General features: G+C 58.4%; 19 protein-coding genes. 10 read left to right on the top strand and 9 right to left on the bottom strand.

Going from position 1 to position 25,892, the window contains the following annotated elements; all coding sequences use genetic code 11:
* Positions 1–19: 19 nt before the first annotated feature.
* From ACIOMO_RS20035 to ACIOMO_RS20025, 3 genes are read left to right on the top strand one after another with little or no spacing between them, the layout of a single operon-like run.
* Entirely contained in the window at positions 20–757 is a 738-nt protein-coding gene (locus tag ACIOMO_RS20035) for a molecular chaperone (RefSeq protein ID WP_401243112.1), read from the top strand.
* 33 nt (positions 758–790) lie between these two features.
* A complete protein-coding gene (locus ACIOMO_RS20030; RefSeq protein WP_401243109.1) occupies positions 791–1,291 on the top strand; it encodes a CS1 type fimbrial major subunit in 501 nt (166 codons plus the stop codon).
* 34 nt (positions 1,292–1,325) lie between these two features.
* Positions 1,326–2,573 carry a hypothetical protein gene (locus ACIOMO_RS20025; RefSeq protein WP_401243106.1) on the top strand — a complete coding sequence of 416 codons (1,248 nt, stop codon included), beginning with the start codon at positions 1,326–1,328 and terminating at the stop codon, positions 2,571–2,573.
* Between the two features lie 54 nt (positions 2,574–2,627).
* Here the strand turns inward: ACIOMO_RS20025 and ACIOMO_RS20020 are convergent, their stop codons facing one another.
* The 3 genes from ACIOMO_RS20020 to ACIOMO_RS20010 all read right to left on the bottom strand — a co-directional run bounded on the left by ACIOMO_RS20020 (position 2,628) and on the right by ACIOMO_RS20010 (position 11,706).
* Positions 2,628–7,724, bottom strand: a complete 5,097-nt coding sequence (locus ACIOMO_RS20020) for an NEL-type E3 ubiquitin ligase domain-containing protein (protein WP_401243104.1) — start codon at positions 7,722–7,724, stop codon at positions 2,628–2,630.
* A gap of 114 nt (positions 7,725–7,838) precedes the next feature.
* Complete coding sequence (locus ACIOMO_RS20015; protein ID WP_401243101.1) at positions 7,839–10,952, bottom strand: transglycosylase domain-containing protein; 3,114 nt, start codon at positions 10,950–10,952, stop codon at positions 7,839–7,841.
* 295 nt (positions 10,953–11,247) lie between these two features.
* A complete protein-coding gene (locus ACIOMO_RS20010; protein WP_401243098.1) occupies positions 11,248–11,706 on the bottom strand; it encodes an REP-associated tyrosine transposase in 459 nt (152 codons plus the stop codon).
* Positions 11,707–12,334: 628 nt separating this feature from the next.
* On the opposite strand from ACIOMO_RS20010, the gene ACIOMO_RS20005 reads away from it, so the two are divergent.
* Entirely contained in the window at positions 12,335–13,756 is a 1,422-nt protein-coding gene (locus ACIOMO_RS20005; protein WP_053123460.1) for an amino acid permease, read from the top strand.
* Between the two features lie 244 nt (positions 13,757–14,000).
* Positions 14,001–14,363, top strand: a complete 363-nt coding sequence (locus tag ACIOMO_RS20000) for a polysaccharide synthesis protein GtrA (RefSeq protein ID WP_053123458.1) — start codon at positions 14,001–14,003, stop codon at positions 14,361–14,363.
* A gap of 36 nt (positions 14,364–14,399) precedes the next feature.
* Here the strand turns inward: ACIOMO_RS20000 and ACIOMO_RS19995 are convergent, their stop codons facing one another.
* Both ACIOMO_RS19995 and ACIOMO_RS19990 read right to left on the bottom strand, forming a co-directional pair.
* The gene (locus ACIOMO_RS19995) at positions 14,400–16,019 is read right to left on the bottom strand and encodes an FMN-binding glutamate synthase family protein (RefSeq protein ID WP_212546298.1); all 1,620 of its coding nucleotides are present in this window, start codon (positions 16,017–16,019) and stop codon (positions 14,400–14,402) included.
* A gap of 244 nt (positions 16,020–16,263) precedes the next feature.
* Complete coding sequence (locus ACIOMO_RS19990) at positions 16,264–17,052, bottom strand: response regulator transcription factor (RefSeq protein WP_401243163.1); 789 nt, start codon at positions 17,050–17,052, stop codon at positions 16,264–16,266.
* A 242-nt stretch (positions 17,053–17,294) separates the two neighbouring features.
* Between ACIOMO_RS19990 and ACIOMO_RS19985 the strand changes: the two genes are divergently transcribed.
* From ACIOMO_RS19985 to ACIOMO_RS19975, 3 genes are read left to right on the top strand one after another with little or no spacing between them, the layout of a single operon-like run.
* Positions 17,295–17,729 carry an NUDIX domain-containing protein gene (locus tag ACIOMO_RS19985; RefSeq protein ID WP_159815115.1) on the top strand — a complete coding sequence of 145 codons (435 nt, stop codon included), beginning with the start codon at positions 17,295–17,297 and terminating at the stop codon, positions 17,727–17,729.
* Between the two features lie 23 nt (positions 17,730–17,752).
* Positions 17,753–18,391: a LysE family translocator gene (locus tag ACIOMO_RS19980; protein WP_401243093.1), complete on the top strand. Its 639-nt coding sequence runs from the start codon at positions 17,753–17,755 to the stop codon at positions 18,389–18,391.
* A 2-nt stretch (positions 18,392–18,393) separates the two neighbouring features.
* Positions 18,394–18,900, top strand: a complete 507-nt coding sequence (locus ACIOMO_RS19975; RefSeq protein WP_401243160.1) for a GNAT family N-acetyltransferase — start codon at positions 18,394–18,396, stop codon at positions 18,898–18,900.
* A gap of 83 nt (positions 18,901–18,983) precedes the next feature.
* Here the strand turns inward: ACIOMO_RS19975 and metR are convergent, their stop codons facing one another.
* Positions 18,984–19,901 carry a transcriptional regulator MetR gene (metR, locus tag ACIOMO_RS19970; RefSeq protein WP_008087231.1) on the bottom strand — a complete coding sequence of 306 codons (918 nt, stop codon included), beginning with the start codon at positions 19,899–19,901 and terminating at the stop codon, positions 18,984–18,986.
* Positions 19,902–20,104: 203 nt separating this feature from the next.
* Here metR and ACIOMO_RS19965 point away from each other — a divergent pair, with 203 nt between their 5' ends.
* Together ACIOMO_RS19965 and ACIOMO_RS19960 are read left to right on the top strand one after the other, a co-directional pair.
* Positions 20,105–21,139 (top strand): alpha/beta fold hydrolase, encoded by a 1,035-nt coding sequence (locus ACIOMO_RS19965; protein ID WP_401243089.1) that lies wholly within the window; start codon positions 20,105–20,107, stop codon positions 21,137–21,139.
* A 177-nt stretch (positions 21,140–21,316) separates the two neighbouring features.
* Positions 21,317–21,985: a DsbA family oxidoreductase gene (locus ACIOMO_RS19960; RefSeq protein WP_401243086.1), complete on the top strand. Its 669-nt coding sequence runs from the start codon at positions 21,317–21,319 to the stop codon at positions 21,983–21,985.
* 107 nt (positions 21,986–22,092) lie between these two features.
* On the opposite strand, the gene ACIOMO_RS19955 is transcribed toward ACIOMO_RS19960, so the two are convergent.
* From ACIOMO_RS19955 to ACIOMO_RS19945, 3 genes are read right to left on the bottom strand one after another with little or no spacing between them, the layout of a single operon-like run.
* A complete protein-coding gene (locus tag ACIOMO_RS19955) occupies positions 22,093–22,431 on the bottom strand; it encodes a GlpM family protein (protein WP_008079444.1) in 339 nt (112 codons plus the stop codon).
* An 11-nt stretch (positions 22,432–22,442) separates the two neighbouring features.
* The gene (locus ACIOMO_RS19950; protein WP_401243083.1) at positions 22,443–23,771 is read right to left on the bottom strand and encodes a sigma-54-dependent transcriptional regulator; all 1,329 of its coding nucleotides are present in this window, start codon (positions 23,769–23,771) and stop codon (positions 22,443–22,445) included.
* Complete coding sequence (locus ACIOMO_RS19945; protein ID WP_401243080.1) at positions 23,768–25,669, bottom strand: ATP-binding protein; 1,902 nt, start codon at positions 25,667–25,669, stop codon at positions 23,768–23,770. Before ACIOMO_RS19945 ends, ACIOMO_RS19950 begins: the two co-directional genes overlap by 4 nt.
* Positions 25,670–25,892 lie beyond the last annotated feature (223 nt).

Below are 25,892 nucleotides of genomic sequence, written 5' to 3'. Positions count from 1 at the left end.
TCTACAGAGGCAGAACTGAATGAAACGTTTATTGGCCGTTGGTTTTTGGTTGTTTGCACCTCTCGCTTTTGCCGCTCCGCAGATCAACGTCGGCGTGGTCTACGACTATCTGGATGCTGACAAAAGCACCTATCTGAAACGCATCTTCAATGGCGGCGACAGCACCGCGTTTATCAAGATCAACATCCTTGAAATGATCTTCGACGAGCAGGGCACTGCCCGTGAAATTCCACTGCAATCCCAGGCCGGTGCCACGGCACGCGACGGCTTGATGGCCAGCCCGGCGCGGCTGATCGTGCCCGCCAATGGCACTCAAGGCACGCGCTTGTTGTACATGGGCGCGCGCGATCAGGAGCGTTATTTCCGCGTCCGTTTTGTGCCGGTGGTGCCTGAAGCGGCCGATGAGTTTGCGCTCACGGATGAAGAGCAGGCCGACTACAAAAAAGACTTTGCCGCTGGCGTTACGGTGTTGGCCGGTTACGGCACGGTGTTCTTTGTCCGCCCTAAAAACACCCGGTTCGACAGCGTGGTTGATGACGGCAGCGGCCAATATCAAATCCGCAATAACGGCAATAGCGTGGTGGTCATCGACGAGTTCAAGGACTGTGCCGTGGGCAATGACCAGGACTGTCAGCCGACCACCAAACACCACATTCTGGCCGGACGCACTTTCCGTTTCGACAAGCAGGCCGGGCGCAATTACCGCTTCACGGTAGTTGAAGGCGCGGCGAAAAAGAAAGTCGAAGTGAAGGGTTAGGCCCACCGCGATTTGGATGGCAGAGGAACGATCATGAGCAGGCGAAAAATTGCACTGGTGACGCTGACCGGTTTGTTGCTGGCCTGCACCTGTGCCCACGCGGCGCGCGAGGTGCAGGAGTTTGAAGTGTCGGTGAGCATTCCCTCTTCAGGGTTCCATGTGTTGCCGGCAGACCCCGGCTGGATCAGTCGCGAGCAACGGCTGCCGTGGAGTCTGCTTAACTCGACGCTCGGTGGGTTGCGCAAGGATTTTGATGTGAAAAACGAGGGCGGGGCGATTGAGGCGCAACTGGATGGTGTGGCTTATCTGTCCAGTGGCGAGAGCCGGCACGATATCAATCTGCAGGTGGTGTTCAACGGCAGAGTGCTGAAAGTCGGCGAGGCGGTCGAGGTGGTTTCTTCGGTGGACGCCAAGCAGGGGCGACGAGTGTTGCTGGAAATCACCCCGCAGGTCCCGGACGACGGAATTTATAAACCGGGCAGTTATTTCGGCAACGTCAACATGATGTTCAACGCCGTTTTACCCGGTGCTTGATCGCCCTTACTCCGACCCGAAGCGGTAAAAAATCATGATCAACTTGTACCTACGCGTGGCGGTGGCGCTAGCGGTGAGTTTCACCGTCGTATCGGCGTCTGCAGCGGTCAAAGACATCGAAGCGTTGTTTCGACCTGACTCCTCAAACCCACAAATCAATGAGTTTATTAATCAGACACCTTCGGAAGGGTTTTGCCTGCAGTTGCCCATTGTTTGCAAGCCGGCAGGTTTGTTCACGCTGATTGCGCCAATTACTTTCAACGCCAGTCACACGATTCAGGCGTTTCACACCGACCCGCGCCAGGGCGGCATGGCCAAAGTACCTTCCCATTGGCAGCAGATCGAAGTGACCCATGAATCCGGCGCCCGGGAAACACTGGAGCTTCGCATCGCCGGCGTAGGTCATGAGGCAGGTGTCAGAACACCGGTAATGGATCTTGTGGAGGGCCAGGCAGGCGACAGCATTCGTGACGCCTGGAATCTTTTGTGGACGGGAGGCGGATGGGCATACGCACCAGCACCTTGTGATGGTGTGGGCTGGTACACGCTGGGTCCCTTCGGTTACAACAGTTTCTGGAGAGTTCCGGTCAATGCTGGTGTATGTGCCAAGCAGGCGCGGTTTGCGATTCCTGACTTCTACTATCACTACTTTGTTTTCGGTTATGAATTGCGTACGCCCAATCCGTTGACGATGCGATCCGGTCGTTACTACGGTAGCGTCGAGTACATGGTGGGCCCAGGCAAGGATTTCGACATGGGTGACCTCATGATCCCCAATGACGATCTGCTTCAGCTCAACTTCACCCTGGTCGTCGAGCACATGCTCAAGGTCGAAATTCCCCCGGGGGGCAACAAAGTTGAATTGACGCCTGAAGGTGGCTGGCAGGCCTGGCTCAATCAGGGACGCAGGCCAACACGATTGTTCCGCGATCAGACCTTTAATCTCTGGACCAGCTCGCAATTCAAAATGCAGATGCAATGTCAGTACACCGTCGGTGATACCTGTGGAATAAGAGAGTCGGGTGGCGTTGTCGTGCCATTGCAGGTGGCGGTGACATTGCCCTCCGGCCTGACCTCGGCCGGCGGTCGCCCTGTGGTTCGACAACCGTTGCGGGTAAGCGGTGAGGGTACCGGACTGTTTGAGCCGGGTATCTACATCGATCGCAAACCGGGTGTATTGCACTTTGGTGTCGATCAGGTTGATGTCGAGCGCATGTTGTCCAGTGGGGCTTCGACTTACAAAGGCATTGTCACGGTTATCTGGGATTCAGAAGTCGGTTGAGTTTGCGTAACCGATTGCGAGCGCGCCCTTGCTCGAAATCGGTTCGCTTTGGGGTCAGAGCCCGGCTGTTTTCAACGCATCGCGGGTCTGCTGGCGGCTGAGTTGCTGTTCCTGATCACCGAGGTCATTGATCAGTCGTTCGTACATCGAATCGGCCATGGGTTGTCGTGTCAGCACTTGCTCTTTGGGCACCCGGAGAATTTTCGCCAGCTCCTTGATCTTTTCACGTAGCGCGGCTTTTTCCAGGTAGGTCGAATTGGCACTGGCCCATTCGTCCTGCGCGGTGCGCAGGTCGTCGAGTTGCGAGGCTTTCTCCTCGAAGCGCGCTTTGTTGGCGTAGTAGCTTTCGGGGTAGGTTTCGCGCAAATAGTTCGTCCAGAACGGTTGCTCGAGCATGCGATTGATCAAACCATCGCCAGCCTCCATCGCGATCACCGTCTCGAATGCCGAATCAATCTTTATCTGATCTACGCCAGCAGTGATGCGAAACAGCATGTTCTGCGATTGCCAAGGCAAGTCGAGGCGCCGGGCCAGCCCGGTTTGATACGCCAGGTACACCTCGACCACATCCGGATTACCGCCCCGGCTCTGAATATCGGCCTGGGCTATGTCATCAACTTGTTCCAGACGTGCCGCACCTCGGGCCAATGTCACCAGTTTTTGCTCAAGCACCTCTCTGGAGGTTGATAAAAGCCGGGCTTCGGCGGCCATCACCTTGATGCCCATTTGATTGAATACCTGCGCACCGGCATCCCGACAATTGACCGGTGAGGTGGCCATGTCGAACAAGTCCTGACGCAGATCCTTGTCGATGTCGATAGCGTGGATCATCCGCCAGACACGATCACTTAATTGCTCCAGCGCTGAACCGCCAGCCCGGTAATCGGCCGATTGGGTAAGGTCGTTAATGATTTTAAAGAAGCCTCTGGAGTTGGGTTCCGAGGCCAGATCCGGCCAGGCTTCGGGGCGGTAAATGCCCAGCCCGGGTATGCGGGTAAACAGTGCTTCGGTTTTTAGCGGCCAACGCCTGAGCATGTCGGTGGTGGTCGCTGACGCAATGTGCTCGGGAATCAGCCCGACCGAAGTGCGGTACTGTTCGTACAGCAAGCGATTGATGTCAGACAGCTCGTTGGCCATCAGACGGGTGCGCGCGACGATGTAGGCATTATTGGAACCCGGCGCCACTTGCGGAATGTCCTCGATCGGGTTTCCCAGCATGTCGAGGAAAAATAGTCGGGGCCGGTGCTTTTCGAAGAGACCCTTGGGCCAGGTTGTCAGGCCGGTATCGTTCAGCGACAAAACACTCAGGCGTGGCATCCGACCGACATCGGGTGTCAGGCCCAGTGGATTTTCGTCCAGACGCAGGGTTTGCAGGCGGGTGAGGTTTCTCAGTTCCTCTGCGGATTGGGGCGTCAATTTGATGCGGTTACCGGACAGGCGCAGATTCTCCAGTTGGCGCATTTTGCCAATGCTGGTCGGCAGGCTTTTCAGCTCACAGTTGCGCGCGCTGAGTTCGCGCAGGTGAGAGAAGTCCTTGAGCAGCCCTGTCGGCCCCTCGACCAGCGGCACGTTATCGAGCGAGAGGCTGGTGATCTGCTCGAGATACGGTTTGATGTCGGGAAGTTTTTTCCACCAGTGCTCAAGATTGTAGCGGCGCAACTCCGATGAAAGATCGAGTCTGAAACCGGCTGATGGGCCGACACTGCGCTCGCCAAATACCACGGATTTGCGCTCGAAGCAGGCTATCAGTCGCTCGGAAAGATGCGCGCCACCGTCCAGCATGAACGCCAGGTTATGCGTGCCGCCATTCCCGGCATTGAAGTTGACGACTTCTTCAAAACGCCAGGTGTCGAGGATGATCCGTAATGTGTCGAGGTCATGTTCAATTCGACGTATGCCAGCCTCGGCGTCACCCTGCGCCGTCAGTGACTGGGCGAATCCTTGCACCTCGGATTCATTTAAGTGTGGGTAAATATCCTGAATGCGTTGCTGTAGGGTTTCGCCGACTCTGGAGTAGCCAGGGCCACCGAGCAGCACCAGGGTTTCTCTGGGTACAACGGAGCTGACCGGAGGCTCGACCAGAAGTGTGCGACGGACGTTGGCAGGTTCGGTTTTGGCCATGACCCACTGTTTGAATCCTGCCGCATCGTTGAGCCGATAACCCAGAGTCTGACGTTGTTGCGTGGGCAGGGCCGCGAGAATTGACTCAAACAGATCAGTGCTGCTTTCTTGCAGAGGCTGCCCCTGATTGTCATGGGCCCGGTACTGAAAGTCTTCGTCCTTGATCAGCGTACGAACCGTGGTGGCGTCTTCGGCCCCTGCGCTGCAACTCAACTCGCCATCCAGCGACAGTTGGCGAACGTAGATACGCAGTTCAGCCAGTACATCGCTGTTGATGCGCAGGGCATTGAGCGCCAGGCGCTCGGTATCGGCGGTCGCCAGCCAGTCGTGATGGAAACCCTGCCAGGCATGGGTCGCGCGGGTTTCGAATTGCAGTTCTCGGGCGAGATGTTTCAGCCGCAGAGGCAGATGCTGATGTTCACTCATCAAGTCCAGTTCGGCTGGCGTTGCGTCGCCCAGCAGAGTATCGACCATCGTCACCGGCAATGCCGGGAAGGCCTGCTTGACCAGTTGTCGGGTGGGACTGAGGGGCGTTTGGTCGAATTCGTAGCGTTGATTGAACAGTTCGTTGCGCAGGCCTTTCGCGGTGTTAGCGATGTGCGCTTGCAACTGCGCTTCACTTTCGACAGTGATCGGTGTGCCGTTGGCTTCCAGCGTTTGCATGACGTTGTGCAAACCCTGACCGCCGGCAATCTGCTGGTCGCTCAACTGCACCACCAGTTTTTTACCGCGAGCGACTTTCGCCGCCGCTGACTGCCAGAGCGTGTTGCCTCGCCCGTCACTCACGCGTAACGGCACTTCGACTGGCCATAGACCTTGCGCCTCGATAATTTGCAGTTGGCTGGCCGGGTCTCGCCGAGCCTGCCCCTGCGGTAACGGATCATCGCTGGTGACGTTGTCGATGAAGGTCTGCACATCGCGTTCGATATTGAACCGATGCACCGTGTCCGCGAGCAGCGGCGGTAGCCCGGCATTGTCGTGATACATGCGACGCAAAACGTCGGGCGACGTGCCACTGGTTTTTCGGATCAGTTCCAGTTGCTGCGGGTCGCTCCAGGGTTCAACTGTATGGCCTAACCTGCGCATCAGGGTCGCGTTGTCCCAATTTCGCGGCGTTTCACCTTCCAGCACAAAACTGCCGGCGCCGTTGTGTTTGACCGGTATTGCAAAAGCATCCGGCCGTGAGGGATGCCGCACTATCAACTCCCCGGTCGGGGATTGTTTTGAAAGCTCGTAATGATGCTCATCGACGCGCAGCAGGGTTTTATCCTGATGCTGATACAAGCCTTGGCTATCGCGCGGGATGTCTTGCGCCAACTTGCCTTTGAATCGGTAAGGCTCGAGATCCGGTTTCCACAGTTTTATTTTGCCGCTCGGCAACCGTATTGCTTTCAGATTCTCGATGAAGGGAGAAACGGTGAAGTGAAAAACCGGCGCCAGAGCGATGCTGGTGGCGAGATTCTCGATGACATCCGTCAGGTGTGCCCAGCCCGCTTCGCGGTCTCCTTCACTCAACTCCACAGCACCTTCGAGTACTTCGTAGAGCATTTGACCGGCGGTTGCGACCAGCATCAGTTCGCCCAAACCGGGCAGGACCAGTGCAAAAGCACCCAAGGCAATGAAACCGATGTTGAGGTAATTGGCCCAGCGCTCGGCTCTGGCCTTGGCATCTTCATCGGCGTTGGGTACGGCGACGGTTCGGGCGTCGTTGATCAACTTGTTCAGTGTGGCTTCGTGAAGCTCTGGCCACAGTTCGAAGTCTTCCCATAAACCTTTGCCGGGCAAATTGCAGTCGATGACATCGAAGTTGGGTGCTTCCAGCGGATCCTGACGAGTCCCGACTTCACGCGGTGGTGGAATGTCGAGATGGAACATCAACCGTTCGCCCAACTGTACCAGTTCATGATGGCGCCATTTCTCCACAAAGGTTTTTGGCGGGCCATCGCTGATGGTTTCGGTAAAGCGTTTGAAGTAATAGGGCTTGTCTTTCTGCGCAACAAATCGGCTGAAGAACATTTGATAAGCGCTAGGCTTGCTTGCGTCAGGGCCGATATCACCCGAGGGGCGAGCGCTCAGCTGGCGAGTCAGCTCCTGCTCGAACGCCTGAAAGTTGGCGTAACGTTTAATCGGGTGTTCCGGATCGTCCGGGATCCAGGCGATCAGTGATCCGGTGCTGTAGCGATGGAACTCGCTGGGAATGAACAACACGCAATCAGTCAGCCGCAGCCCCATGATGCTTAAACCGCGCATACGCACTTGTTTGTTGCCGTCCATGATGACGCTGTCGCCTCTGACGACTTTCATCAGTTGATCGTATTCGGCCTTGCCGATGTCTTTTTTGATCAGCGCCAGGAGGGCTGCGGCGTGCAACGATTGCTTGTAGTAAGCACCGTTGATCTGGCGCAACAGGTTCTCGACGAGACGGTTGCCGGGCGGGCGGAGGAAGTCTTTCAGGTAGTTTTGATACTGTTCGCCGATGTTCAGACGCCGGCACAGGCGGGCAAAAGTGTCGACGCTGACCGCTGTGTTGATCGTTTCGAAATGACCGTCGGCGTCCGGTCTGCTGATGAAGCAGGAGCTCTCCTTGTAGAAGCCTGGCCGGGTTTCCTCGTATTCAAAGTTATGCAGAGCCGCTTGTAGCAGTGACAGGGTCTTGACCGCCATTCCACCACTCTTGATACCAAAAATACCGAGGCTTTTGGGCGCGTAGAGCCGTATCCAGGTGGCGTCAGCGTCGAAACTCGCATCGAGCTTGTGCAGCTCTGGCTCGAGTAGTTTTTTCGCAAATGTTTCAATGTCCTGGATCTTGTCGAACAGGGCATCCCGTTCGTTTTGTCGAAGATGCAGCGCTTCGGTGACGGCTTTCAAATCGTCTTTTTGATGACTCGTAGCCTTGGTAAACCAATTCGGCAGCACCGACGGGGTTTCGCGCAGCTCGGCGCGGCGTTTCGCCGAGGCCTTGATCAGCACGGATGGAATAGCCTTTTTCAAGGTCTCGAAGTGAATGCCCTGTGCTCCAGAGTCAGACATGCGCAAAATCCTTTTGGCGTAGAAAGGATGTCAGTTTGCGCGGCCGCTCAGGAGGGCATGCGATACATAGTTATCGTTTGTGTATCGCAGTGTTTGCAGGGTTTACCGAATATTTCAATTGCGCTGGGCGACGACAGGCACCTCGCAGCGGGTGTGGGAGTCAGGCTGCAGATACGGCGACAGAATCGGCGCCATGCCTTTGAGCACCTGCACGGGCAGCGCCGAGGTGAACTTGAAGTTCTCCGCCGAACGGCCCGGCACAAACGCCGTCAGCGTGCCGAAATGATGGTCGCCGATGTAGAACACGAAGGTCGCGGTGCGGTTGATTGATTTCGAGCTGAGAATCCGCCCGCCCGAGCCAATCGCTTCGATGCGGTTATCACCGGTGCCGGTCTTGCCGCCCATGACCAACGGCGTACCGTCGTCGGTTTTGAAACTGCCGGAAACCCGTTTGGCGGTGCCGGAGTCGACCACTTGCGAAAGCGCCTCGCGCATGGCCGTGGCGACTTCGGATGGCATCACTCGTTTACCGACGTGAGGGTCGTTGGTCACGAGGGTTTCGTACGGCGTGCCGGCGGCGAAATGCAGGCTGTCGATGCGCAAAGTCGGCATGCGCACGCCGTCGTTGAGGATGGTGCCGATCAATTCGGCCAGCGCCGCAGGACGGTCGCCGGAGCTGCCGATCGCGGTGGCCAGCGATGGCACCAGGTGGTCGAACGGGTAACCGACTTTCTGCCAGCGCTGGTGAATTTCAAGGAACGCTTCGATTTCGAGCATGGTGCGAATGCGGCTGTCGCGGGCGCCTTTGTGTTTGCTCTTGAACAGCCAGCTATAGACTTCCTGACGCTCGAACTGGCTGGCTTTGACGATCTGGCTGAAAGTCGCGTCCGGGTTGTGCAGCAGGTAACCCATCATCCACAGATCCAGCGGGTGCACCTTGGCGATGAAGCCCTGATCGGGCAAATCATAGCTGCCCGGGCCGTAGGAATCGTAGAGGCGGATCAAGCGATCATCGGTGAGTTTTTCGTTGAGCTTGGCGCCTTTGAGGTGAGCGCGGACGAAGGTGTTGAAGTCTTCCTGACTGGCATCCGGCAATAGATAACGGTGCACGGCGGCCATGCGGATCGGGGTCGGGCGCATGCTGTCGAGGAAGGTTTCGAGGCGCGCCTGGGTGTCCTTGTTTTTGTACTTTTTCCAGAACTTGAGCTGGAACGCGGTGCCTTCGCGGTCGGCGAAATTGGCCAGGTATTCCTGGCGCCGAGGGTCGCGGTCGTCCTTGAGCAATTCGGCGCTGCTGTTCGGGCCGGAGTAGGTGACGTAGCGCACCACATCGCGCATCAGGCGAATGAACGGCAGGTTGATCGACTCACGCAATGCATCGCGTAGGGTCGGCAGGCGGCCATTGTCTTCCTTGCGAAAGTTGTGGAAAAAGTGCAGCCCGCCGCCAGTGAAAAACGCTTCGCCGGGGCTCGCCGAGTATTTGCGATCAAGCGCGGCGCCGAGCATTTTCGACAGGTCGCGATCCTTGTTCTGCACCAGATAATCGATGACCCAGCGACTCAGGCGATCCTGATCCGGCACCTCGACTTTCTTCAATTCCGGTACCGACATGCCGGCGTATTTGTCGTGCAGCTCGGAGATGATTTGCAGGTAAGTGGTCAGCACGCGCATTTTCGCCGTCGAGCCGAGTTCGAGTTTGCTGCCTTCATTAATGTCGAACGGCTGATCGGTGCTGTCGGTCTGGATGCGCACGCGCGAGCCGTCCGGGGTCAGCTCGAACAGGGTGAAGCTGTAGCGAACCTGGGTGGTGCTGGTGGGCGTCAGCAGACGTTCGCCCATCAGGCCTATTTCGGCGGCGAAGGCCGGGTCGGCGAGTTTTTTCAGGTACTCGGTGGCCTGCATTTGCAGGTCGCCTTGCAGGGTGCTGGTGGCCGAGAGGTCAAGGCGATCGAGGTCGTACAGCGGACGGTTGAGCATGCTCGCCAAGCGGCTGCGGGCGACACTGATGCCTTTATTGGTTTCGATTGGCTGGATGGTCGGCTGAGTTTGCCAGTCGCGATAGGTGACCTTGCTGGCGAGTGCGGCATCGGCCAATGCGCTGTCGATCACGCCGTTCTGTTTAAGCAGACGCAGGTGGCTGTCGGTGAGGTCGGCGAGTTCTTCGCGGCCCTTGGTCAAGTAGTGCGAAGGACGGCGCTGGGCGATCATCAGCGAGAGCATTTCACGCAGGGCCAGACCTTTGTCGGCCATGGTTTTCGGGTCGGTGGCCGGGCTGTTCAGTTGTTCGTTGGCCTTGTTGAAATCGCTGCCGTACCAGACGCGCAAACCTTCGGCCATGCCGTGCACTTCACCGTGCCCCGGGACTGCCGACAGCGGCACACTGTTGAGGTAATCGCGGACGATGTTCTGCCGAGAACCCAAGGTGTCCGGGCCGTCCTGATAGGCGCGCACGCTGGCGGAAATCATCTGGCGGATCTTCTCTGCGCCCGACACGGTCAGGCCATCCGGCGAGTGGCGATATTTTTCCAATTGCGTGGCCAAGGTGCTGCCGCCGGCTGACTGGCCGGGCAGGTGCAGCAACTTCGCCACTTGCGACCACGCCGCCATGCCGAAGCGCGGCCAGTCCACCGCCGGGTTGGCACGGGGTTGTTTAGGGTCGAGCAGAAAGCGGTTTTCAATAAACAACAGACTGCTGACCACCACCGGCGGGATCGCCGCGAAGTTCGAGTAGAGCTGCTGCGGATAGTTGTATTTGTACAGCGGCGCAGCGCGGCAATCGGTGATGGTCAGGCCGGCCTGAATCTTTTCCGAATAGGGCACGAACAGGCCCTTGCCGGTGTAGCTGAGCAGAGCGGGGGAGAAACGGGTCTGCTCGGTGATCACGTAATTGCGCTTGAGCAGACGCGGCAGGAATTCATCGAGGGCGCTGTAACCCAGGCGCAAATCGAAAGGGCCGTTGCCGGGGTAGTGAATCGCTTCACTGGGGCCCGGTTCCAGTTTGTAGGTCAGCGAGGCGGCGAATTTGCTCAACTCACTCGACTGGAAACGCGAGGTGCGCATTTCCTTGGCCGCAGCCATTCCCACCACGATTGCAATAATCAGCAGCAATAACCAGAAAGCCTTCCAGCCATGCCGGGGACGGCGTGGTTTTTCGGGGACAGGCGCTTGATCCACACTCTCAGTCGGAACCACAGATTTACTCGAATCGGTTTGCCACAAAGCGCCCATAGTCGATTGATCCATTCACGCAGATTGATCGGACTTGTTTGAAGCTTAGACGGTGGTTGGCAGTGGTGAAAAAATTGTGACGGGTTGGGGGCGAGAGTTGCTGAATAAATCTGGAAGAGCGGCAGATGGCTGTGGGGTTGGAGATTTTGTGGCGAGGGGATTTATCCCCGTTGGGTGGCGAAGCCGCCCCAAAACCAGCCAATGCAGTTTTTCTGACACACCGCATTGATTGGTTTTGCGACTGCTGCGCAGCCGAGCGGGGATAAATCCCCTCGCCACAGGTTATCTAAACCAATTACAGCCAGCAGGCATCCCACAGTGGATAGTCGCCAATTTTGTTTACCAAACCAGCCCGCAATGGATTGGCCACGATGTACCGGGCGAACGGCAGCAAATCCTCATCATCACGAATCGCACGGTCGTGAAAGCCGCTTTGCCACAACGGCCCTTGTTTCCCGGTTTTCTGATTAACGGCCCGAGTACAGAGGGCCTTTATTCCGCCAATGACCTCCGCGAGCGAACCGCTTTGCAGCTGCACCAGCCAATGGAAATGGTCAGGCATCACCACCCAAGCAATGGACTCTACGCAGCCTTGGTCATGTGCCTTGCGAAGCTCTGCCACCAGCAATCGGCCTGTTTGCCAATCGGCGAAGACGGGTTGGCGCTGGTGAATGACTGAGGTGATGAAGTAGGCGCGACCGGGTTCGGAGAATCGGCCTTGGCGTAGGCGATGTGAGTTGGGTTGTACGGTCATATTGCTTCCTTGCATTGATTGATCACACATCAAGACTAGTGCCCGGTCGTCCGACTCGGATCTGCAATCCCTGAAGGAAATGTCTGAGATAAGTGAAGGACTTGTGGCGAGGGGATTTATCCCCGTTGGGCTGCAAAGCAGCCCCAAATCCAGACACCTCAATCCTTCTGTGAGAATGCATTTGCAGGTTTTGCGACTGCTGCGCAGCCGAACGGGGATAAATCCCCTCGCCACACGAAACCCCATCTGCTGACAGAGTGAACGAAGGCTGGAAATGGTCGGTATAGAGCTATCCAGCCGTCAATATTGCCAAAGCAGGGACATGACGATGCACCAATGCTGTGCAATACTCGGCGCCTTTTTCGGCGGCGAATATTCCTACGTGAAGCAGGGAATGCCTCTCCGCAAACCGGGCTTTTGCCGAGAGTTGTCGCTGAATGTTGTGGTTTATAGAGTGAAAAGCCCTGCCCAAGGCTTTTTATACTGCACGCCCCGCTGATCTTGCAGGTTTTGTCCTACAAGACGCGTTTGCCCACGAGGCCGACGCGGTTTCACGGCAGCCAAGGCTTACCGGCCGACGTTGCGACACTCGGTGGTCATATCCAATAACAAGACGAGGTTGTACCCCATGCCAGTCGGCAATCACCTGCCTCACGGCGAAACCGCTCAGGGCGGTCCGCTCAAACGCGAACTCGGCGAACGGCACATTCGCCTGATGGCGCTCGGTGCCTGTATCGGCGTCGGTCTGTTTTTAGGTTCGGCCAAGGCCATCGAAATGGCCGGCCCGGCGATCATGATTTCCTACATTCTTGGCGGCCTGGCGATCCTGGTGATCATGCGCGCCCTCGGCGAAATGGCCGTGCACAACCCGGTCGCCGGCTCGTTCAGCCGTTATGCGCAAGACTACCTCGGCCCATTGGCCGGCTTCCTTACTGGCTGGAATTACTGGTTCCTGTGGCTGGTGACCTGCGTCGCGGAGATCACCGCGGTGGCCGTGTACATGGGCATCTGGTTCCCCGATGTGCCGCGCTGGATCTGGGCCCTCGCGGCGTTGATCAGCATGGGCTCGATCAACCTGATCGCGGTAAAAGCCTTCGGTGAATTCGAATTCTGGTTCGCGCTGATCAAGATCGTCACCATCATTGCCATGGTCATCGGCGGCGTCGGCATCATCGCTTTCGGTTTCGGCAATGACGGCGTGGCGCTGGGCATTTCCAATCTGTGGGCCCACGGCGGCTTCATGCCTAACGGCGTGACCGGCGTATTGATGTCCCTGCAAATGGTCATGTTCGCTTATCTGGGCGTCGAGATGATCGGCCTGACCGCCGGTGAAGCGAAGAACCCGCAGAAGACCATTCCCGACGCGATCGGCTCGGTGTTCTGGCGGATTCTGTTGTTCTATGTGGGCGCGTTGTTCGTGATCCTGTCGATCTACCCGTGGAATGAAATCGGCACCCAGGGCAGCCCGTTTGTGATGACGTTTGAACGTCTGGGCATCAAAACCGCTGCCGGCATCATTAACTTCGTGGTGATCACCGCGGCGCTGTCGTCGTGCAACGGCGGCATCTTCAGCACCGGGCGCATGCTCTACAGCCTGGCGCAGAACGGTCAGGCCCCGGCCGGTTTCGCCAAGACGTCGAACAACGGTGTGCCGCGTCGTGCATTGCTGCTGTCGATTGCGGTGTTGCTCCTGGGCGTAATGCTCAACTATCTGGTGCCGGAAAAAGTCTTCGTCTGGGTGACCTCGATTGCGACCTTCGGCGCGATCTGGACCTGGGTGATGATCCTGCTGGCCCAACTGAAATTCCGCAAAGGCCTGAGCGCCAGCGAGCGTGCCGGCCTCAAGTACAAGATGTGGCTGTACCCCGTCAGCTCGTATTTTGCCCTGGCGTTTCTGGTGCTGGTGGTCGGCCTGATGGCGTACTTCCCGGACACCCGCGTGGCGCTGTATGTGGGGCCTGCGTTCCTGGTGCTGCTGACCGTGTTGTTCTACGTGTTCAAGCTGCAACCGACGCAAGTCACACAAGGTGCGGCGCGTTCGGCCTCCTGATTCATAGCCTCTGAAACAAAAGATCGCAGCCTTCGGCAGCTCCTACCTTGGAACGTGTTTCCTGTAGGAGCTGCCGGAGGCTGCGATCTTTTGCTTTCTATAAACGAGCCGCACGACCGATTGCCGCAGTAATGCGCCCGCACCGCTCGTCGAAAGAGGCGCCTTACCTGTAATTTCTGACAGTAGACCCCGCTCGATTCCTGACTTAGCGTGAATGCCTGTCAAATCATGGCAAGGAACGCTAATGAAAGGATTTTCAGCATTGATGGTCATCGGCCTGGCCGATGCGTTGATCCACTGGCAGGTATTTTTCGTCATGTGCAGTGCCGGTGGCTTGTCCCAGGCGGCCAGTAACTTCGCTGCGTTTTGCGTGGCGGCGGCGTTCACGCTGTACGTGAACATGCTTTACACCTTCGAGACTGGAACGTCATTGCTCAGCTATCTGCTGTTCATCTGTGTGATGGCTGGCGTGAGTGTGGGCATCGGCTTGATTGGCGATGCTCACGCGCTACACGGGCTGATCACAGTGGCGTCCTTTACCGTGCTGAATCTATTGCTCGGGTACTGTTTTTTCCGCTTTGTATTGTTTCGCGAGTATGAAATTTGAGGCGCCAGCCTGTGGTTAAGACTGGCGCATTCAACGTTATGCCGCCGCGATTTCATTCGGCTCAAAACTGTCCGCCCGCGCCATCTGCCACATCCGCGAATAGAATGCGCCGCTCACTTCGCCCGTGAGCAATTCACCGGGTTTCAAGAACACGTGCAGCTCGGAAAACAGCTTGATCTCGGTCGCCGACATGCGTCGCACCAGATGCTTGGCCGACAGTTGCGACGGATGCTCAAGCCCCGCCGCCGCGAGCATTTCCGCCAGCGCTTTCAGCGTGCTGCGATGGAAGTTGAACACCCGCTGTGCTTTGTCCGGAACCACCAGCGCACGTTGGCGCAAAGCGTCCTGTGTGGCGACGCCGGTCGGGCATTTATTGGTGTGGCAACTTTGCGACTGAATGCAGCCGATGGCGAACATAAAGCCGCGCGCCGAGTTGGCCCAGTCGGCGCCGATGGCCAGCACGCTGGCGATGTCGAAGGCGCTGACGATCTTGCCGCTGGCGCCGAGTTTGATCTTGTCGCGCAGGTTGAGGCCGACCAGGGTGTTGTGCACAAACAGCAGACCTTCGCGCATCGGCACGCCGATGTGGTCGGTGAATTCCACGGGCGCCGCGCCGGTGCCGCCTTCTTTACCGTCAACGACGATGAAGTCGGGGAGGATGCCGGTTTCCAGCATGGCTTTGGCGATGCCCATGAACTCCCACGGATGGCCGAGGCAGAACTTGAAGCCCACCGGTTTTCCGCCCGACAGTTCACGCAGTTGCTGGATGAAATGCATCATTTCGATCGGCGTGGAAAACGCGCTGTGACGCGATGGTGACACGCAGTCTTCGCCCATCATGATCCCACGGGTTTCAGCGATTTCTTTGGTGACTTTGTGTTTCGGCAGGATGCCGCCGTGGCCGGGTTTGGCGCCTTGGCTCATTTTGATTTCGATCATGCGTACTTGCGGGTTTTGAGCTTGGGTGGCGAAGCGTTCCGGGTCGAAACGGCCGTCGCTGGTGCGGCAGCCGAAGTAGCCGCTGCCCAGTTCCCAGGTCAGGTCGCCGCCGTTTTCCCGGTGATACGGGCTGATGCTGCCTTCGCCGGTGTCGTGGGCGAAGTTGCCGAGTTTCGCGCCTTGGTTCAACGCACGAATGGCGTTAGCGCTGAGCGAGCCGAAGCTCATCGCCGAGATGTTGAACACCGACGCCGAATACGGCTGCGAGCACTGCGGGCCGCCGACGGTAACGCGGAAACTGTTCGGGTCACTCAACGGCGCCGGGCGCATCGAGTGGCCGATGAATTCGAAGCCGGACTGGTAAACGTCAATCAGCGTGCCGAACGGTTTGTCGGCGGTTTCGTTCTTCGCTCGGGAATAAACCAGCGAGCGCTGGGCGCGGGAGAAGGGCAGGGCGTCGCTGTCGGATTCCAGCAAGTATTGGCGGATCTCCGGACGGATGCCTTCAACCAGGTAGCGGATGTTGCCGAGGATCGGGTAGTTGCGGCGCACGGCGTGCGGGGTCTGCAGCAGGTCGAACAGACCGATCAGGCTGAGGACGCCGGTGACGGCGGTGATCGGCCACAGCCAGTCGTGGTCGAGAAAAGGCAGGCTGGCGAGGGTGAAAATCACGCAGACGGCAAAGAAGGCGTAGCGGCTCAGGAGTGACAGGCTCATACGGTTTCCTTGGTTCGGACTCAGTGGATTGCAAACCTGTGCCAGCAGGCGGGCTAGCAGGTGGGCCTGCTGGTGGGATCTATTGTGGTGAGGGGATTTATCCCCGACGGGTTGCGTAGCAGCCCCAAAACCATTCACTGCGGTTTAACTGAAAGACCGCATGCATAGACTTCGGGGCGGCTTCGCCACCCATCGGGGATAAATCCCCTCGCCACAGGTGATTCATCGACACAGGAAAGCTGTTTCAGGCGTTTTGTGCCTGAAGAAAAATCGAAAACAGCTCGGACTGGGATTTGATCCCCAGTTTGCTGTACATGTGTTTCTTATGGACTTTCACGGTTTCTACGGAGATTTCCAGCTTACGGGCGATTTCTTTACTGGAGCAACCGCTGAGCATCAAACGCCCGACATCCAGTTCGCGGGCGGTCAGTTGCGCGCCCTTGAGTTGTTGCACCGAAGTTTCCAGTTGCACCCGCCAATCGGCAGAGGCAGGCGCGCCGGTTTCGTTGGTTTCATAGGGTAGACGCTGGCGCAACAGCGCGAGCACCCACGGCTGGATCAGTGACAACAAGGCAATCTGCTCGCTGCTGAAACGCTGTTTGCTGCCCAGCGACAGACACAACGTGCGATCACCTTCGAGCTGACAATTGAACTGGATTTCGTCGGCGACCACATTCAGACGAAAGTATCGCTGGTAATACTCGGTCTGCTCGAAATGCTCGGGTGCGACTTCCCAGAGACGGAATAGCCCTGAACGTGATTGTTCGCGACTGGCGATATAGAACGGGTCGAGCAGGTACACGCCGCGCAGGTAATCTTCGAAAAGGGCGTCCGGGATACCTTCCACGCCGGGGCTGGCGGCGAAGACTTGCGGGTGTTGGTCTGAGCTAAACAGCAGCGCCACCCAGCTATCGAACGGCATGTACTGATCGAGCAAACGCACCAGTTGCGCCCAGAAATTCGGCTTGTCCAGCGCCTCGATCAATTGCCCGACGGCGCGGTGCCAGGTGATGTCGTCGAAGGAAAGTGTCATCGGTTTACCTTGAATGCCCGGCCGGATGCTGCTGCGCATACTGGCCCACTCGATGGCCGGACACAAATCCCGGGCCACCACAAAACCCCTGTAGGCGCTGCCGAAGGCTGCGATCTTTTGATCTTGGTTTTTCCAGGATCAAGATCAAAAGATCGCAGCCTTCGGCAGCTCCTACAGGGGTCTATGGCGTAAGGCGGGTTTGCGTGGGATCCTTTGCGTTTTTCGAAACAAGGATCGTTTTTATGTCGACGCTTTCCGGTGCTACCACTTCCATTATCCGCATCGCCGCCGCTCTGTTGCTTAACGCGAATGGCCAAACTCTATTGGTACGCAAACGCGGCACTACGGCGTTCATGCAACCGGGCGGCAAGATCGAAGCGCATGAATTGCCGGTGCATGCCCTGGCCCGTGAGCTGGAAGAAGAACTGGATCTGCAAATCGATCCGGCGCAAGCAACTTTCCTGGGTCAGTTTTCTGCACCTGCTGCCAACGAACCGGGATGTGTCGTACAGGCTGATATCTTTCAACTGACAATCAACGCCGACGTTTCCCCGGCAGCGGAAATCGAAGAAGTGATCTGGATCGACCCGGCCACTGACGGCGATGTCGTTTTGGCGCCATTGACACGCGATGTGATCCTGCCGTTTTATCGAGCCTCGCTGACCGCCATCGCCTGATCATCCACGCAAAGGACTTTGCCATGATCCCGCTTCAAGACCTGCTGATATTCGCCGCCGCTGCGTTACTGATGGTACTGACGCCGGGGCCGAACATGATCTACCTGATCTCGCGTTCGATCTGTCAGGGGCGCAGGGCCGGGGTCACCTCGTTGCTGGGCGTGGTCGCGGGGTTCTTTGTGCACATGTTCGCGGCAGCCGCTGGTTTGACTGCGGTGTTTCTCGCGGTGCCGATGGCTTATGAAGTGTTGAAGTGGGCGGGTGCGTTGTACCTGCTGTGGCTGGCGTGGCAAGCGGTGAAACCCGGTGCGCGTTCGCCGTTTGAGGCACAGCAATTGCCGCCAGACTCGTCGCGCAAACTGATCACCATGGGTTTTCTCACCAGCGCGCTGAACCCGAAGATTGCGGTTTTTTACCTCTCAGTGTTTCCGCAATTCATCACGCCTGAACACGGCTCGGTGTTCACCCAAAGCCTCATCCTCGGGCTGACGCAGATCAGCGTGAGTTTCACCGTCAATCTGCTGATCGCATTGTTCGCGGCAGGAATTGCGTCGTGGTCCGTGCGCAATCCGACGTGGCTGGCGATGCAGCGTTATTTCATGGGTTTTGTGTTGGCCGGGTTGGCCGTGCGATTGATGCTTGAGCAACGAAGGGCGGCTTGAGCATGTGGATAGAACGGCTGGATGCCAGTCATGCCCTGGCTTATCGGGAGTTGATGCTGGAGGCTTACGATCGCCATCCGCAGGCGTTTACCTCCAGCGTGCGTGAGCGCGCGGTGATGCCGTTGAGCTGGTGGGAAGGGCGGCTGACCAGCAAGCTCGATGTGGTGCTTGGGGCCTTCGAGGGTGGCACGCTGGCCGGGATTGTCGGGCTGGCGTTTGAACCTCGGGAGAAGGCTCGGCATAAAGCCACGTTGTTCGGGATGTATGTGTCGGCGGATTTTCGACAGCACGGTTTGGGCTATGAACTGGTGCAAGCGGCATTGGCCGAGGCGCAGAATCATCCGGCGTTGAAGGTCGTTCAATTGACCGTCACTGCCGGGAATGACTCGGCGTTCGAACTCTACGAGCGATGCGGCTTTATCCAGTTTGGTCTGGAGCCATTAGCGGTGCGGGTTGGCGAAGACTACTTCGACAAGATCCATATGTGGCGTGAACTGACTCAGGCATAAAAATCAAAAGATCGCAGCCTTCGGCAGCTCCTACAGGGTTTTGTGTAGGAGCTGCCGAAGGCTGCGATCTTTTGATTTGGGTTTTAGCGAACTGCGCTAACCCCATCCAATGTCGAGAATGAAGTGTCCTTCGCCGTCAGCAAGAAATCGCGCATGTACGGCGCATCCAGCATGTCCGCGCGGATTGCTGCGTACAGCGTGGCAAACAGACCTTTCTCGCCCAGCCGCTTGGCCTTCACGTAACCGCGCGAGCTGTATTCGTGCAGCGCCCAATGCGGCATGCCGCACACGCCACGGCCACTGGCGACCAGTTGCATCATCATCACCGTAAGCTCTGAAGTCCGTACCTGCGCCGGCTCAATATCCGCCGGTTCTAGAAAGCGCGTGAAGATGTCCAGCCGATCACGCTCCACCGGATAAGTGATCAATGTTTCCGTGAGCAAATCCTCCGGCACGATGTACGGTTTGCTCGCCAGCGCATGCTGATTGGCCACCGCCAGCATCGCTTCATAAGTGAACAGCGGTACATAAGTGATACCAGCGATTTCCAGCGGATCGGACGTCACCACCAGATCCAGATCGCCCCGCGCCAGCGCCGGCAGCGGTGCAAAGGAGAAACCCGAAGCCAGATCGAGTTCGACTTCCGGCCAGGCATCGCGGAACTGGTCGATGGTCGGCATCAGCCACTGAAAGCAGCTGTGGCATTCGATCGCCATGTGCAAACGCCCGGCGGTGCCACCGGCCAAGCGGCTGATGTCACGCTCGGCGGCACGCAGCAGCGGCAGGGTCGCATCGGCCAGTTGCAGCAGGCGCAAACCGGCGCTGGTGAAACGCACTGGTTTGGTCTTGCGCACGAACAATTGCATGCCCATGCGTTCTTCCAGTTCCTTGAACTGGTGGGACAGCGCCGACTGCGTCAGATGCAGACGATCCGCCGCGTCGACGAGGCTGTCAGCCTCGCGCAGGGCATGCAGGGTTTTCAAGTGGCGGATCTCAAGCACCGATGGCTCCATGAACAAAATTTGCTGATTCAGCGATGGTGGTGAGTTTGTCTCATGTTGGCGGGGCTGTCGACCGCGTCTGATCGAGAGGCGCAATGACCGCTCGGCACTCTTCATCAAACTGTCACGCAACTGTGGCAGCGCGCTTGAACAAACTTCATCAGACTCGCGCTCTACTGGGGTTCTGCGTTTCGGTGTTTTTCATGCACAAGTTGTTTTTATCAGTCGCGGCCATGTTGGCCGCGCTTTTGTTCGGTGCGCCGTCGATGGCGGCCGCGCGTTGCGATGTCAACGTGCCGACCGAGCACGTCGATTTGCAACAAGTCAGCATCGCTTATCAGAGCATTGGTCGCGCGTCGGATCCGGCGTTGCTGCTGGTGATGGGCCTGGGCGGGCAGTTGATCCACTGGCCGGATGAGGTGGTGGTCGCGCTGTGTCAGCAGGGTTTTCGGGTGATCCGCTATGACAACCGCGATGTCGGATTGTCGACCTGGCGCCAGGCGCCGGAAGAGGCCAATCTGACCTTCGAAGTGCTGCGCTACAAACTCGGGCTGCCGGTGTCGGCGCCGTACAGCCTGACGGACATGGCAGATGATGCGCTGGGGCTGATGGACGCGCTGCATGTTGAGCAATTCCACGTCTTGGGCGCGAGCATGGGCGGCATGATTGCTCAGCACATGGCGGCGATGGCGCCGCAGCGGGTCGAGAGCCTGACGTTGATCATGACCACTTCTGGCGCTGAAGGCTTGCCGGCGCCGAGTGCGGCGCTGGTGCAGTTGTTGTCGCGGCGTGGCGCACCGAATCGGCAGGTGGCGCTGGAGCAGCAGGCGGATTTGCTGGCGGCGCTGGGCAGCCCGGCGGTGACCGATGATCGGCAGAATTTGCTGCAACAGGCAGCGGCTTCCTATGACCGCGCGTTTAATCCCGAGGGTGTAAAGCGGCAGATCATGGCGATCCTCGCCGAGCCTAGCCGTGTCGCGTTGCTCAACCAGTTGCGCGTACCGACGCTGGTGGTGCATGGCACGGCCGATCCGTTGTTGCCGGTGATGCATGGTGTGCATCTGGCGGCGCATATTCGTGGCAGTCAGTTGAAGCTGATTCCGGGATTGGCGCATCGGTTCCAGGAGGCGTTCAAGGAACCGTTGTTGGCGGCGGTGTTGCCGTATTTGCAGGCGCATCGTGAAGACACTTCGCATTGGGCGCAGATTGAGCCGGTGGAGGGGGGGAATTTGCTGTAACCATCGGATGTGTGGCGTTAATGAAGGCCTCTTCGCGAGCAGGCTCGCTCCCACAGGGGAGTGCGTTCCAAATGTGGGAGCGAGCCTGCTCGCGAATGGGCCAACAGGGACACCAAAAAACCCGGGTCAGGTGTATCGTGCAAACTTTCCCGCACGATTTCCCCTGCGAGGTGTTTGATGAATTCCGCTCTGAAAATCGATTTTGTCAGCGACGTGTCCTGCCCGTGGTGCGTCGTTGGTTTGTATGGCTTGCTGGAAGCGCTGGAAATCCTGCGCAACGAAGTGCAGGCCGAGATCCGCTTCCAGCCGTTCGAGCTGAACCCGAAAATGGGCGCCGACGGGCAGAACATCGCCGAGCACATTCAAGAAAAGTACGGCTCGACGCCGGAGCAATCGCAGAAGAATCGCGACGCGATCCGCGCTCGTGGTGCAGAACTGGGGTTTGCTTTTCGCACCGATTCCAACAGCCGCATTTACAACACCTTCGATGCGCACCGTTTGCTGTATTGGGCGGAGCTTGAGGGTTTGCAGTTGCCGTTGAAGGAGGCGTTGTTCAAAGCGTATTTCAGCGATGGAGGCAATCCTTCCGATCACGGCCAACTGGTGCAGATTGCTGAGAGTGTCGGGCTGGATCGCCAGCGGGCCGAGGCGATTCTGGCGTCGGACGAATTTGCCGATGAGGTGCGCGAGGAGGAGCAGTTGTGGCTGCAGCGGGGAGTGAGTTCGGTGCCGACGGTGGTGTTTAACGGCCAGTACGCGGTGACGGGTGGGCAGCCGGTAGAAACATTTGTCGGGGCCATTCGGCAGATCATGGCCGAGTCAAAAGGCGGCACCGTCAACGGCTAAACACCAACCCCTATAGGAGCTGCCGAAGGCTGCGATCTTTTGATCTTTTAAACAGCAAGATCAAAAGATCGCAGCCTTCGGCAGCTCCTACAGTGCATCGGTGTTCGTCAGCTGTGCAGGCGCACCCAAACCGTCACCAGCACGGTCGCCGCCATCAACCAAGCCACTGCTGCCACCGCCAACGAAGCCTCCAGCCGCATCCGGTCTACCATCACATACAACGTCGCCAGATAGACGAAGTACGGAATGATCGACCACATCCCGAACACGATCGTGGTCTTCAAATCCTCAATCGAGCGCCCCTTGCCAACGATGTAATGCGCAATCAGCGCAAACGTCGGAAACAGCGGCACCAATCCGGCGATGTAGTAATTTTTGGTCTTCGACAGCGCCGCGATGATCAGCACCACCGCTGCGCCCAACAGCGCTTTGAAAAACAGATCCACGTCGTTCTCGCTTAATGGCTCAGGCCGTATTTTTTTACTTTGTCGAACAGTGTGGTCTTGGCCATGCCCAGTTCCAGACTCGCCTGAGTCAGGTTGCCGCCGCTGCGCTGCAATGCATCGCTGAGCAGGTTGCGTTCGAAGGCTTCCACCGCTTCGGCAAAGCCGAGGCCTTGTCCGCCGCTGTTGGTACCGGACTTTTTGAACGCCGGCAAACCGAGGGCAAAGCGCTCGGCAACGTTACGCAATTCACGCACGTTGCCCGGCCAGTCGTGGCTCATCAGGTTCGACAAGGTCTGGTTGTCCAGCTCCGGCAGCGCGCGGTCGAAGCGCAGGGCCGATTGCTGAGTGAAGTGTTCAAACAGTTGCAGAATGTCTTCGCGGCGCTCTCGCAGGGGCGGCAATTCCAGCGTCACCACGTTGAGGCGGTAGTACAAATCGCTGCGGAATTCGCCAGCCTTGCTCGACTCGTCGAGGTCGGATTTGGTCGCCGCGATCACCCGGCAATCCACCGCCACGCTCTGGTTCGAGCCGAGGCGTTCGAGGGTGCGTTCCTGCAACACGCGCAGCAATTTGATCTGCAACGGCAGCGGCATGCTTTCCACTTCATCGAGGAACAGCGTGCCGCCGTCGGCGTGTTCGATTTTGCCGATGCGCCGTTTGCCGGCACCGGTGAAGGCGTTGGCCTCGTGGCCGAAGATCTCACTTTCGAAGAGGTTTTCCGGCAGACCACCGCAGTTCAGCGCGACGAACTGTTTGCTGTGGCGCCGACTGAAATCGTGCAGGCAACGGGCGACCAGTTCTTTACCGGTGCCGGTTTCGCCTTCGATCAACACGTTGGCCGAGGTGTCGGCGACGTTGGCGATCAGTTCGCGCAGGTTCTGCATGGCCGGCGAACGACCGATGATGCGTCCTTCGAGCGAATCACGTTCGGCCAGTTGCCGACGCAGCGACGACACTTCGCGAGCGAGGCTGCGTTGCTCCAGCGCACGTCGCGCAACATCGACCAGACGTTCAGGCGAGAACGGTTTTTCCATGAAGTCGTAGGCGCCTTTCTGCATCGCGCCGACGGCCATGGAAATGTCGCCATGCCCGGTGATCAATACCACCGGCAGGCTGCGGTCGCGCTGCTTGAGGCGCGTGAGCAGTTCGAGGCCATCGATGCCCGGCAGGCGAATGTCGCTGATGACGATGCCGGCAAAATTGTCGCCGACCCGCGCCAGCGCTTCTTCGGCACTGCCGACGCCGACGCAGGGAATGTCTTCCAGCGTCAGCGCTTGTTGGCAGCCGAGCAGCACATGGGGGTCGTCTTCGACGATCAGCACACTGAGTTCTTGGTTCATATTGGCTCGGCGGGAGTAGGGCTTACCAACGGTAAACTGAGGACGAAAGTGGTTCCGCCGCCGCCCGGGTGTTCGACACCCAGATGGCCGCCGGTGGCGGCGGCGAGGCTGGCGGAAAGCGTCAGGCCCAGACCCAGGCCTTGTTCGCCGGGTTTGGTGGTGAAGAACGGTTCGAACAGATGCTTGCGCGCCTCGGCGTCGATGCCGTGACCGTTGTCGCGCACGCGCAGGCGATATTTGCCGTTGAATTCTTCGCCCTCCAGCCACAGTTCGGGCTGCGGTTGCGCCTGCATCGCATCGAGGGCGTTGCCGACCAGATTGACCAGAATCTGTTCGAGGCGAGTCTGGTCGATCTGCACTTGCACGTCGATGAACTGCCGATGGATTTGCAGCGCCGCATGTTCAACACGCGCACCGAGCAATTGCAGCGCGGCGTCCACGGCTTTGCCGAGACTGGCCTGACCCTGATTGTCACCCCGACGGGCGAACGAACGCAGGCTCGCGGTGATTCGGCCCATGCGGTCGATCAGGTCATTAATAGTCTTGAGGTTGGTGCTGGCGACGTCGAGCTGACCGCGTTCCAGAAAACGTACGGTGTTGCCCGAGAGCGTGCGCATCGCGGCCAGTGGCTGATTCAATTCGTGGGCGATGCTGGTCGACATCTGGCCGATGGCGGCGAGTTTACCGGCCTGCACCAGTTCATCCTGCGCGCGGCGCAAGGTCTCTTCGGCTTGACGGCGTTCGCGGATCTGACTCTTCAAGCGCTCGTTGCTGGCGCGCAGGTCGGTGGTGCGTTCGGTAATCCGACGCTCCAGTTGATTGTTGGCTTCCTGCAAGGCTTCGCGGGCGGCGAGGCGGGTGGCGATCACTTTGCGCCGCTCGTTCCAGGCGATCAGCAGGAAGGCGACCAGTGCAAACGCCACCGCAACGAGAATGCCTTGGTTGATCGCTTCGCGGCGCAAGTCCTGCAGCGGCGTGAGCAGGGTGAAATTCCACGGCGTGTCGCTCAATGGCCGGGTCTGCGCCAGGTAGCTGATGTCGTCCTCGCCTGACTGCACTTCGCTGTTGGCCGGGAAGGTGAGTTTCTCCACACCTTCGGCCAATGTTTCGCGGGCCAGCGGTTGCAGTTCGTTGAGCGGGAACCAGTAGTACTGCAGGCTGCGGGCGAGTTTTTCTTTGGTTTCCTCGCTCAGCGGAATCACTGATTTGAGCCGGCGTGCCGGATCGCTGGAGAGAATGATGATGCCGTTTTCGTCGCTGACAAACGCCTCGAGACGCGCGCGCTGCCAGCGTTCTTCCATGGCTTCCAGACGCACTTTGACCACGGCGACGCCGATGATCTTGCCGTGCTCTTCGAGGCCGTGGGCGAGGTAGTAACCGGGTTCGCCGTTGGTGCTGCCGATGCCGTAGAAACGCCCGGGCTCACCGCGCACGGCTTTCTGGAAATAGGCACGGAAGGACAGGTCTTCACCGAGGTAACTGTCGACATCGCGCCAGTTGCTGGTGGCCATGACGCGGCCGGTGGTGTCCATGACGTAGATGGCCCGACTGCGACTGCGCCGGTTCAGGCCTTCAAGGTAAGCGTTGACCGTTTGCCGGTGTTCCGGGGTCGGGTCGGCCAACAGCCGCGACACACTGGTTTCGAGTTCCAGCAGGCTGGGCAGGTAGGTGTATTTGCTGATCTCGCTTTCGACCGCGCGGGCGTTCAGTTCGAGCTGGCGCTGGCCGTTTTCGCTGAGGTTGCGAATGCCAAAGTGCTCACTGACCCAGAACCCGGCGTAACCCAACCCGATCATCAAAATGATGATCAGCGGCGGCAGGAACAAATGACGAATCAGACGGGGCTTCACGGCAAGTGATGGCGGCGCGGCGCGATAGAGATTGGGGTCGCATTTCATCACAGATGCCTTGGGTCAACCACAACACTTGTTTGTGAATCACCGCTGGTTTGGAGGTGGACTCTGTGGCGAGGGGATTTATCCCCGATCGGCTGCGCAGCAGTCGTCAAACCCTTGCATGCGGTTTGACTTTGAACTGCTGGGGCCGCTTCGCAGCCCATCGGGGATAAATCCCCTCGCCACAGGGGATCTCATTGTCAGGCAGCCCGCACCCCACAGACAG

The organism is Pseudomonas sp. NPDC087804 (genome assembly GCF_044742965.1).
GTDB classification, from domain to species: domain Bacteria; phylum Pseudomonadota; class Gammaproteobacteria; order Pseudomonadales; family Pseudomonadaceae; genus Aquipseudomonas; species Aquipseudomonas rustica.
Note: the sequence above shows the minus strand (reverse complement) of the source record. Positions and strands in the feature narration are given on the sequence as shown.